The sequence below is a fragment of the Chitinophaga sp. OAE865 genome (assembly GCF_040546735.1).
GTDB classification, from domain to species: Bacteria; Bacteroidota; Bacteroidia; order Chitinophagales; family Chitinophagaceae; genus Chitinophaga; species Chitinophaga polysaccharea_A.
In genome coordinates this window covers 5,254,448-5,266,542 of the sequence record NZ_JBEPOF010000001.1, presented here as the reverse complement: position 1 = coordinate 5,266,542, position 12,095 = coordinate 5,254,448, and the positions used below count along the sequence as shown (strand labels likewise).

Sequence of the window (12,095 nt, the reverse complement as noted above, 5' to 3'; positions counted from 1 at the left end):
ATTGTAATTACCAATTTGTCCATCTTAATTTTAATTCTATGAATAATGACTCTATTCAGCAACAGCCAATATTGCATCATGGTGTTGAAATACTATTGCCTGAAGAAGTAGGTTCGTTTCCGGTGGTGTTCAGAAATTTAAGTATTGACCAGGATTTTAAAGCCTGGTTGCTTCTGGCCGGAAATTTAATCAACCAATATCTTCCCACTTACGGTGCTTTGCTTTTCAGGGGATTCGGGATATCCGGCAGTGCCGGGTTTAATGGAATACTACCGGCCATTTTTGAGGAAGAAATCGAATATAAACAAAGAACCTCTCCCAGACACGCAGTGTTAGGAAATGTATATACGTCCACCGATCATCCCAACGACCAGGTGATCAACATGCATACGGAGTCTTCTTACGCGCAGCCGTGGCCGCAAAGGATCTGTTTTTTTGCGGATGTTCCCCCTACAACCGGTGGAGAAACACCTGTGGCAGATGTGAGAAAACTGAAATCACTTTTAAGCGGGGAACTGCTCTCGAAATTTGAGCAGAAAGGCGTGAGGTATGTGAGAAATATTATACCCGGTGTTGGCATGTCATGGAAAGAGATTTACCAGGTGGACAGTAAAGAAGAGTTGGAACAGATCCTCCATGAAGGAGATTTTAGTTTTGACTGGGTATCTGAAGAACATTTGCGGCTCCGGTGGAATCGGCCGGCATTCAGAGAACATCCGGTAACCAGCGAGCAGGTATGGTTTAATCATGCTTTTTTCTATAGCAAACATCTGTTGGAAGATTTTATCCTGGAAGTAATCGCCCCCGAGGATCTGCCATTTGTTAGCTATTATGGCGACGGGGAAGAAATAGAGAAGGAAGTGATCATGGAAATAAAACAGGCTTATGAAGAAGTAAAAATTGTTTTTCCATGGGAAAAGAGCGACCTGCTGCTATTGGATAATATGCTGTTTGCACATGGCAGAATGCCATTTGAAGGTGCGAGGAGAATCCTGGTGGCAATGGGGAACCCAATCAGCTAATGGTGAGTTTCCAGAACTGAACCATATCCAATACCACGAAAACGCCTTGAGTGTTTTTGAGTAATCTTCTACTCCATCTATCAATACAACTTTCATCATGTTTAGAAATTATCTTCATGTATTCTATAGGAATGCAAAGAATAACCTGTTGTCAACCATCATTGTAATAGCGTGCTTTTCAATCAGCATGGCCGTATTGATAAAAATACTCCAGATCGTCTTTTTTGAATATGGCTACGATAGCTTTCATAAGAATGGCAATAACTTATACAGGGTAGTCATGTCGAGATATGAATATGGAAAGCTGGAGAAAAAAGAACCGTGCACGCCATTGCTGATGGGGCCGGCTGCCGGGCAGTTTCCGGAGGTGCAAAAATGCGTGAGGGTGCTGGAAGACCGGCCGGGATTTAATGTGTCTTACAATAAAACCATTATCAGGACCAATACACCTTCATTTTACGTTGATTCTGCTTTTTTTGACATTTTTAGTTTCCGGCTATTGCACGGCAACAGCAGGGATTTGGGGATGGTCAATACCGCCTTCATTTCCCAGCGGCTCGCCAATAGGCTGTTTCAGTCGGAAGACCCGCTGTCAAAGATCATAGAGTACGATGGACAAACACTTATTGTGAAAGGGATCTTTGCTGATCCGCCGGTGAATTCTACACTCGACTTCGACATATTAATCTCTATTGAATCTTTTGCCGGGCTGAAAGAAAATTTTACCTGGAAAGACAATACCATATTTGCGCTTTATATGCTGTTACACGAGAATGCCGACAAGCCGCGTCTGGAAGAAAAACTTAGGCAGCTGCATATACGGAATTTCAAATTCCAGCCGGAGGTGAAAGTAGATTATAGGCTGCAAAGGGTAGACGATTTTCATTTGAAATCTACCGATATCGAATGCCCGGGTTGCAGAACAGCGAACGTCAGTCTCGTTAGCTTCTTATTGAGTGTGGCAATGATCATTGTGGTGATTTCTTCCATCAACTACGTGAATATTTCTTCCATTAAATCACTGGACAGGGCCAAAGATATCGCGATGCGTAAGATCTTTGGCGCAGGGAAGCGTCAGGTGTTTATGCAGTTCATGCTGGAGTCATTTATCCTGAACGCTATCGGTTTAATCATCGCCTTCGGGATTATATCATTGCCCTTTGTAGACAACTTCTTTGAACTTAGCTATAATGTCAGCAGAAAACTGGACATCCGCTATTTCTTGCTCATTTTAGGTATTATGTTGAGTGTTGCCTTTTTCTCCAGCCTGCTGCCTGCCTTTGTAATGTCTTCGTTCCGGCCTTTGGACCTGTTCAAAAAGAAAATGTCGACCCATAGTTTCGGTATATTTTTAAGGAATGCATTGATTGTAATCCAGTTTATCTTCTGTATCGGGTTAATCGGTGCCACCATTACTATCTATAAACAGTTCAGGTATGTTTTTAGTAAAGATCTGGGCATTAACCTGGATAATGTTATCCTGGTAGCCAACCCAATTGAGGCACGGCCAAGGGAAAACGGAAATGGAGAAGCATTTAAAAATGAAATTAAACAGAACGGCGGAGTGGTGAATGTTACCTTCTCCTCATATCCCGGCAAGCCTTATACTACCACCAACATTGTAACACCACTGGATGGTAATATCCATAAGCTTACCCGCGTAGGACATCTGGACCCCGAATTTCTGGATACCTACAAAGTACATTTATTGGCAGGCCGCAATCTTTCTTCTGAGGTTAGCTCCGATTTCCTGGGATCTCTTTTAGTAAACGAATCGTTTGTAAAATCATTCGGGTACAAAAACGTACAGGCTGCGGTAGATAAATTTGTCAGGTTTGATAATGACCGCTTATATAAAATTGTAGGAGTGATCGCTGATTACAACCAGGTATCATTAAAGGAGAAAATACTACCCGTTTGTTTTCGCTATTTTAAGTGGTCCAGCGATTATTTTTCAATCAGAATAAAACCGGAAGGAGTTGATAAGACGATATCAGCAATCAGAAGTTCATTTAACAGGATCTATCCCGGTTACAATTTCGAGTATAAATACCTGGAACAATCCTATAATGCGCAATACAAAGAAGACAGGAAATTTGGGAAATGGATTGTGGTATTGACCATGTTGGCCATGTTGCTCAGCAGTATTGGTGTATGGGCTGTTTATTCCTATTACATGAAAAAGCAAGCGAAGAATTTTGCCATACGCCGGCTGTTAGGCTCAAACGTAACGGACATATTAATTGCCAATTATAAGAAGTTGCTTAAGCTCATTATGATCGCATCGCTTATCAGTTTTCCGGTAACCTGGTTTGCTATTCGCAACTGGCTTGGCAATTATGCCTACGCTATCTCTATCGGATACTGGTTTTTATTGGTTCCATTAGTGGCTGTTGCCATGCTCACCGCCTTTATTACCTATACGTCGGTGTCAAAAGTCGCCAGACAAAAGCCCGTTAATTTTCTGAGAGCAGAGTAAACATTTATTGCTATCACAATTGAAATACAAGATGTATGAAGACGATATTTGATGCCACATGCGAGCAGGTACAATGTTATAACTATCACCTTGGTCTGGCAGAAGATTTACAACATCAGATACTATTTGTAAATGTAGATACAGAACACCTCGATCTGATCAAAGTCAGAGAGGCGATCAATATTATGACAAAGCGGCATGATAGCCTCCGCACTGCCTTTTCGGTGATAGATGGTAAATTGATGCAGTATGTGGTCCCTTATGAGGAATGCCAGGTTCCATTCTATTATCATGACATCAGCGGAAGAAAGGAGGTGGATCAGTTTATCAGGGAAGTGGACGATGATTGGCGTGTAAGATTGAAAGATACCCGGAACCCCCCACTGTGGTGCTGCAATGTTTTTAAAACCAGTGAACAATCTTATAGCCTGGGCTTTCTCATTCATCATTTAGTGGCAGACGGCTGGTCACTCTCTATCATTTTGAAGGAAGTTAACACGCTGTATTGGACATTACTTAACGGCGAAACACCCGGTGAACATTCGTTAGGAATGCAGGTAAAGGATTATGCCTTATTGCAGAAAGAATGGTTGTTGGAAAAAGGAGGAAAGGTGACAGCATATTGGGATAAGAAACTACTGCAATATAATGAACGTGCGAAATTTCCCAAATTGTTTGATTTACTGGACCCAAGTTCAGGAAGCTACTTTCCCCCGGGACGAATGGCGCCGCTTAAGACAAAGGAAGAAATCATCGCGTTCCTGAACAAAGCAGAAGCATCGAGTTATGTATGTGACATCCGGTTGGATTTACATCAGCAAGTGAAGTATTTGGCGGATTCCAGTAAAATGGGGTTGGGAGCGGTGATCATTGCCAGTCTTCAGCTATTGTTCCTTTCCGAAGTAGGAAGGGATCAAATTTTAATCGCCATGCCTGTTTCCGGAAGATATGTACAAGGCACTGAGAATATGATCGGATATCTTGGTGGAGGTGTTTACTTAGCAGGGCGTGTAGATGCAGATAAAAGTGTGATCGACTGTATTCGCAGCGCACAGGTTGAATTCATCGAATCAGTGCAGCATATCATATACGACCACGATCTCATCGGACATATGGGGCATGAAATAAGGGTCTATACTGATCTGTACCTGAACTATAAAAATAAAGAGATCATCGGGGACCGCAGTATCGGAGCGATACGTGAAAAAGAACATCTGCGTCTTGATGGTACGGAATACTATCCGCTCTCTTATTTTGCCGCAGAGTTGGTAGATGGAATAGAAGGCAGATGGAAGCACAATCTCAATTTATACACTTACGATACTGTCGAGAAATTGGCAACACGTCATCTTGCCATATTACAGCTAATGTGCGAACATCCCGGTTGGTCCATAAACCAGTTAGTCAGCAGCGCCAATGAGATCATATAACGGAACGAATATTTTACTATGGAAAAGCGAAACAGATTTATTAAAAGATATTCCTCCGGCAGCGGATGGGGAAGGTATATATGTAGTAGAAAAAATCAGCTGAAAATATCTTTATGCATCATCTGCAAGGAAAGGTTATTTCATTTGAAAAGGACCTTGTTGGTGAATCTGAAAAAGGTACAGGATTACCCCAACCTGGAAATAGTATTGCTCGACTATAATTCGCAGGATGGAATGGACAAATGGGTGAAAACAAACCTGCTACCGCAGCTGAAGCGAAAAAAAATGGTCTACTATAAAACTTTTGAACCACAGTCTTTCAGCCATAGTCATGCTAAAAATATGGCCTTCAAATTGGCGACCGGAGATATCGTCTGCAATATCAATGCGGATAGTTTTATGGGGAGAGGCCTGGTATGGCATATCAACCGGCTCTTCCATCAAAACAGGAACAGTTTTTTGTTTCCCTCGCCGAGACTTGGCTTTGATAGTGGATCGGCGGGTGTGGTATGTGTACGCAAGGAGGATTTTCTTCGCGTGGGCGGATTTGATGAAAGGTTTAAGGTTTATGGATGGGAGGATGCTGATTTTAACAACCGTTTGCAGCATCTGGGCCTGGAGAAGGTAACGCTGGCATGCAAAGCATTTCTTTATGCCATTGATCATAAGGAGAAGTATAACAGTGAACAGTTAATAGCTAACGTGCACACAGTCTATCTTGGCAGTACTACACCAATGCAGGAAGCGGAGGTAAAGGCATTGATCTTGTATAAAGACGCCACCTTTAAGTCGGGTATCATCGTAAACAACCTGATTAAATCTATGCAGGATAAATCATTTGCATCAGCCTTTAATGAACGGGAACATCAGTACACACATGAACTGTCCGGCACTTTCTGGCAGGAAGGCTACTGGAACGCCGACGGACAGGATATTGTACTACTCAATAAAGCACATTCACTCGTTGGCAGCTTCCGTAAAGTGGCCGAAGAAAGACTTGAAAGCAGAGCGGATCAACAACCCGTGTGCATTTTATATCCTGTTACTGATCCGGAATTGTTGTCGCTGATGCTATATTTCCAAATGGATTATGACAACAGGTTAATCATGATCTCAAATATTGACGATAAGACGACTGAAGTAAATGAAGGAAATTTTGGTCAGGGTATTGTTTTCAGAAATTTTGATCTGACTACGCCCATACGCTTGTCCTGAGAAACGGTATTAAATAAGTCCTCCGTGACAAAAATGGCCCATTAGTATGATCTACTCCGTGTTTCTTATTGTTTACTCCTAAATGTTATGTTTATGCCGACAGATGTTAGCGCAAAAAGCGATCTGGTTATTCTGGCCAGTCAAAGGAAAAAGGAGGAAGTATTTTGGCGGACAGTCCTTTCCCGAAGAACTGATCTGTCTCACTTTCCTTTCGATAATATTCAATATAATGCCCGACCTGTCTATAAGACCTGTAAGACCTCCCTGTCTGAAGCAGCCAATGTGCTTTTAAATGACTTTTGCTACCAGGAAGATATCAGGCTCTATGTAACGCTTTGTGCAGCGGTTTGCTATATCATCGGCAGATTTACCAGGCAGCAGGTGGTTTCTGTGGGTACACCGGCACTTGATAGCGTAACTCACGAGAACGAGCTAAACCATATGTTACTGCTGGTGACGGAATTGCCGGATCGTATGAATGGCAGGACGCTGCTGAATCTGATAAAGGATGGAGTAAAGGAAATGAATGAACATGCCTTGTATCCTTTATCTGTTTTAAAAGAAGAATTTGGGTACAGAATTTTTGAGGGAGATGATCCAAAGTTGTTTGATATCACGCTGACATTGGAGAATATACAGAAGCGTGATTTAATGGATGGTACAATAGCGAATTTCAATATATTCTTTACCAGGAAGGAAGCCGGTGTTTCTGTTGAGATAACGTACAACAGTGGACTGTACAGTGAGGTAATGATTGGTAATTTTGTGCAGCGACTCAATCTTTTTTTTGAGAAAGTAATTCCGGACCTGGACATGGATCTGGACAGGCTCAGGTACATGACAGCGCAGGAGGAGCATGAAATAACGTATAAATATAATGAAACGGATAGCAGTGCCTGCGGATATGTTTCATTTTGTGGGGCATTTCGTAACAGGGTATTGCAGGGACCGGGGAGAATAGCACTGGAGCAAGGCGCTGTACAAATCACTTTCGCTGAACTGGACAGACGTTCGGATACCGTTGCAGCATATCTGCAATCCCGTTTTCCGGAGAAGAACAATGTATGTGTGCTGCATGGACGGACACCGGATCTATTGGTATTTATTCTGGGAATAATGAAGGCTGGTCATGTCTATATACCATTAAATGTGGAAGATCCGGTAGAAAGAATGCAGTATATATTATCAGATACCGGCAGTACGTTGCTGATTGCGGATGCATTGTGCCTGGAAAAAAAGCCGGAGATATTATCTTATTGCGAAGTTAATGGAATTGAGATTTTTTCCAGGCTGCCACAGGTTGAATGGCCACCTGTGACTATTCAACATCTGCCGCAGCAGTCGGATATTGCCTATATTATTTATACGTCCGGCACCACCGGTAAACCTAAAGGGGTGAAGATTACCGGGGAGAATCTGATGAATTATCTATCCTGGGCAGTAAAGATGTACATGCCGGAAGAAGGAGGAAGCATGGCACTGCATTCGAACATTGCGTTCGATATGTCTGTCACCTCGATGTTCGTGCCATTGATAGCTGGTGGTAAAGTGATCCTGTACGCCGAAGGGGCGGCCGATTTTACTGTAGGTAGTATTATCATGGAGAATAAAACAACGGTGTTGAAGGTAACACCTTCTCACCTGCGGTTGCTTACACAGTTAATGGATCAGAGCAGTTTCCGTTCCCTGGGGCATTTGCAGCTGAAAACGCTTATTGTCGGCGGGGAAAATCTTACCCGCGAAACCGCACAGAAAGTACTGGAGCTGTTCGACGGAAATGTAGATATCTATAACGAGTATGGCCCAACCGAAGTGACGGTTGGATGTATGATTCACCTGGTGGATCCTGCACGGGATAAAGGGGTATCCATTCCCATCGGAAAGCCTATCAACAATACCCGTGTGTATATTCTGAATGAGCATATGGAGCCCGTGCCAGTTGGTTTCCCCGGAGAATTGTATATCGGTGGGAAAGGAGTGGCCAGCGGCTATCATAACCAGGATGTGCTTACCTCCCAGCGTTTTCTGGTGAGTCCTTTTGCTGAAGGGGAGCGATTGTATAAAACAGGGGATATTGCAGTGATGTTGCCAGAAATGAATATCCTGTATCTGGGTAGAGCAGATGAGCAGGTGAAAGTAAACGGATACAGGGTAGAGCCGGAAGAAATCAAGCGGCAGATAACGGCCTGTGAACATGTGAAAGATGCCGAAATTACCTTCCAGGTAAATGAGGAAGGAAATGGGGTATTATTATGTTACTACATCTCAGATATTCAGATAGATGAAGTTGCTTTAAGAAATTACTGCCTGAAAACATTGCCGGCATACATGGTGCCCGCATTTTTTATCCGCATCGCTGCCATTCCGCTGACAGCCAGCGGTAAGCTGAACAGATCCGCATTACCCGCATATGTGCCGGTGTTACGCACGCAGATCGAAATGTCAGGTAGCGAAGAAGAGCACCGTTTGTTAAATCTCTGGAAGGAAATATTGAAGCGCGATGATATCAATATCGGATCAGATTTTTACCAGGTAGGTGGAGACTCAATAAAGGCTATCAGATTGGTTGCGGCGCTGAACAGAACGATAGATGTGAAGCTGACAGTGAATGACCTCTTTGTTAACCCTACTGTACGACAACTTCTACGCTGTATGCAGGAAAAGAAAACAGATACGTTAAATGCTTCCATGGAAAAGATACGTGCTGGTATAGCGCAGATGGCAGATTCCTTCCGGGAGAATGATCCGCGGCGCGAATTGGTGGAAGATGTCTTTCCCGTCAGTGACATACAACTTGGAATGATTTATCATGCCAGGAATGACAACAACGTCGCCTTATACCATGATCAGATGGTTCACCGGCTCAGGTATCCGGACTTTGATATAGATCGCTTCAAACAGGCAATGGGATTACTGGTGGAGGTTCACAGCACCCTGAGAACAGGTTTTGATCTTTATACCTATTCCCAACCGCTGCAAATCGTATTTAAGCAGGTGGAGTGGGATATATTGTCAGAGGATTTGTCGACGTTGTCTGAAAGTGATGCGAAAGCACGGATCAGCGATTTTCGCGAAGAAGACAGGAGACAGCCGTTTGATATTACGAAAGCACCCTTATGGCGGTTGCATGTTTTTTCCCTGGGCAGGGATGAAATTGTAATGGTATGGGTGGTGCATCATGCCATCATTGATGGCTGGAGTGATGCGTCGTTTAAAACGGAGCTGCATAATACTTACTGCATGTTGGCTACCGACTCACATTACCGGCTTTCGCCATTGAAAGCTACCTACAAAGATTACGTTATAGCGGAGAATGCCAGTAAGAACAATGCAGATAATAAGCGATTCTGGGAGCAGGAGCTGAGAGGATTACAGCCATCGTTGCTGCCGTCTGATCCAACATCTGCTACCGGGAAAGATGTCACTTCGGTAAAATTTATGTTGCCTGAAGCACTGGGGCAGGCCATTACCGGGTGCAGCCGCAAACTGGATATTGATGTACGGTCACTGTTGTTTGCTGCATGTGTGTCTGCCATGAAAATGTTGACCTGCCAATCTGAAGTAACTGTCGGAATAGTGTTGAATAACAGACCTGAAACAGAGGATGGTGATAAGGTGCTGGGATGTTTCCTGAATACACTTCCGGTCCGCTATAGTATTTCACCACAGGATACTTACAGAGAGGTCGTAATGCAGGTGGCCAATAAGCTTCGGAATATACAGCTATACAAACATAGTACACTCCGGGAGATTTCAGAACTGGTGGATCACGACCAGGAAGAGAAAAGGCCGCTCTTCGATACGATCTTCAATTACATGGATTTCCATATTTACGATGCGGCAGCAGGGCTGGGAGATGATTATGAGGAAGATCTGTCGTTGGAAGATTGGTCCGTAACCAATTATCCGCTGACGTTTAACGTCAGCAAGAAAGGAAAAACCTATGAAGTAGAACTTCTGCATTACAATGACTTTATCCGGTCGATGGAACAGACCATCTGTGCTGCATTTAAAAGGACGCTGGAATATATTGTTACAGATATTGACAGGGAAGTACGTTTTGAAGACCTCATGGAAGCGCATATGAGAGATTTCTTTACGGGTGTGGGAGAACCCGGCAAAATGAGCCAGCCGGAAACGATTCATGATTTATTTGAGAAACAGGTGGAACAAACGCCGGATAGTGTGGCGGTCACCTGTAAGGAAAGAATACTCAGCTACCGGGAACTCAATGCAAAGGCAAACCATTTAGCAATCTCCCTGCGGGAGCATGGTGTGGAACGGGATGTTATCGTAGCGCTCCTGATTGAAGGGCCCATTGAAATGATTATTTCTATGTTGGCGGTGCTGAAGGCTGGTGGTGCATATCTTCCACTGGTACATGGATACCCGGATGAAAGAAACCGCAACTTATTAAAGAAATGCCGTGTGAAAATGGGATTGGCGGATAGTGATGATAGTTTGCACCTGATGGGTACCGTGGCGGGTATGAAATGTAAAGATGTTCGCGGGGTAATAAGCGAAAATGGGCCATGCGACAATCTGGTAGGCATTAATACGCCCGCTGATCTGGTATACGTTACAGCCGTCTCCGATTCCACCGGCCAACCTCAGGCGGCGATGCTGGAACACCGCAACCTGGCGAATGTATTTTACACCCTGAAACAGGCAGGTAATATTTCGTTTGCAAGTATCCTGCAAATGAATACACTCAACTTTGATGTTGCGCCCCTGGAAATTTTTGGTGCATTGCTTCACGGAGGGCGGCTTCACCTTGCCGGGGAAGAAATATCCACTTCTGCATCAGGTCTTTTCCGGACTATCAGGGAACAAGGGATAACGACGCTTTTTTTGCCTGCCTCTATACTGCATATGCTATTTAATAATAGTGAGAATGAAAAGAGTTTCCCTGCGTGTATATCCCATATAGTATGCACGGGAGAGCAGCTTGTTGTGGGAGATGTGTTCAGGAATTATCTGATACGGAATAAGGTCCATCTTCATAATTACTATGGACAATCAACGTGCCAGGTAGTAACGGTCAACACATTGCCGCCTTATAAGGAGATTCAGGAACAACCTGCTGTTGGAAAGCCACTTCAGAATAATATAATCTATATACTGGATACCAATGGGCAGTTATTACCGCAGAATGTTCCCGGTGAACTATTTATTTCGGGTGTCCAGGTGGGCAGAGGGTATGTTCATGATGAGATGCTGACCAGCGAAAGATTTTTGCCTGATCCTTTTCGCCCGGGTATGCGGATGTACAAGACGGGCGACGTAGGGAAGTGGTTGGCTGATGGAAACATCAGGTTGCTGGAGCGAACAGACGGGCAGGTGAAGATCAGGGGACTCACGGTAGAATTGGCAGAAGTTGAAAGTAGTCTGCGTCAATATGCCGGCGTAAGGGAAGTGATGGTGGTGGCTGATACGGAAAATGGCATCACTTCACTAACGGGATATTATACCGCAGACGGCATGTTGGATAACGGCGTCCTGAGGGCACATATGATGAACACGCTACCTGATTATATGGTGCCTGTCGGTTTTGTTTACCTCGAAAAGATGCCGTCTATGCACAGTGGCCGGCTGAACAAGCGTGGGGGGATGCCGACATTTGCGGTAAGCAGGAAGAAGGACTTTATTGCACCAAAAAATGATATCGAAGAAATATTGTCCGGAATATGGTCAGACGTGCTACAGTTAGATAGCAAGAAAATAAGTGTGAATGATAATTTTTTCCATCTCGGAGGGAATTCTCTTGGCGTGATGCTCATGGCAGACAAGATCCACTGGCAGTTAAAATCAAGGATTTCCGTAGCAGAACTATTCAGGAAACCGACTATACAGCATATTGCCTCATTTATTAAAGCCCGGACGATTCTCGCAGCAGATAGCGAAAGCGGGATCCTTATATAATGGCAGCTTGCCGGTATTTAAACTTTA

The 12,095-nt window shown here is 43.9% G+C and carries 5 protein-coding genes; all 5 read left to right on the top strand.

All coding sequences use genetic code 11. From position 1 onward, the window contains the following. The first annotated feature begins 38 nt into the window (after positions 1 to 38). The 5 genes from ABIE50_RS21240 (at position 39) to ABIE50_RS21220 (ending at position 12,068) form a co-directional block, all read left to right on the top strand. Positions 39 to 1,022, top strand: coding sequence for a TauD/TfdA family dioxygenase (locus ABIE50_RS21240; protein ID WP_209859916.1), 984 nt, complete (start codon positions 39 to 41; stop codon positions 1,020 to 1,022). 97 nt (positions 1,023 to 1,119) lie between these two features. Continuing rightward, positions 1,120 to 3,501: an ABC transporter permease gene (locus tag ABIE50_RS21235; protein WP_209859917.1), complete on the top strand. Its 2,382-nt coding sequence runs from the start codon at positions 1,120 to 1,122 to the stop codon at positions 3,499 to 3,501. Between the two features lie 35 nt (positions 3,502 to 3,536). After that, positions 3,537 to 4,931 (top strand): condensation domain-containing protein, encoded by a 1,395-nt coding sequence (locus tag ABIE50_RS21230; RefSeq protein WP_209859918.1) that lies wholly within the window; start codon positions 3,537 to 3,539, stop codon positions 4,929 to 4,931. A gap of 18 nt (positions 4,932 to 4,949) precedes the next feature. After that, complete coding sequence (locus ABIE50_RS21225; RefSeq protein ID WP_354028107.1) at positions 4,950 to 6,146, top strand: glycosyltransferase family 2 protein; 1,197 nt, start codon at positions 4,950 to 4,952, stop codon at positions 6,144 to 6,146. A 93-nt stretch (positions 6,147 to 6,239) separates the two neighbouring features. Then, positions 6,240 to 12,068: a non-ribosomal peptide synthetase gene (locus ABIE50_RS21220; protein WP_209859922.1), complete on the top strand. Its 5,829-nt coding sequence runs from the start codon at positions 6,240 to 6,242 to the stop codon at positions 12,066 to 12,068. Positions 12,069 to 12,095 lie beyond the last annotated feature (27 nt).

Excerpts from the sequence above, each read along its gene's own strand:
- ABIE50_RS21220 (WP_209859922.1), top strand. The coding sequence starts at position 6,240 with ATGCCGACAGATGTTAGCGCAAAAAGCGATCTGGTTATTCTGGCCAGT.
- ABIE50_RS21230 (WP_209859918.1), top strand. The coding sequence starts at position 3,537 with ATGAAGACGATATTTGATGCCACATGCGAGCAGGTACAATGTTATAAC.
- ABIE50_RS21235 (WP_209859917.1), top strand. The coding sequence starts at position 1,120 with ATGTTTAGAAATTATCTTCATGTATTCTATAGGAATGCAAAGAATAAC.
- ABIE50_RS21240 (WP_209859916.1), top strand. The coding sequence starts at position 39 with ATGAATAATGACTCTATTCAGCAACAGCCAATATTGCATCATGGTGTT.
- ABIE50_RS21225 (WP_354028107.1), top strand. The coding sequence starts at position 4,950 with ATGGAAAAGCGAAACAGATTTATTAAAAGATATTCCTCCGGCAGCGGA.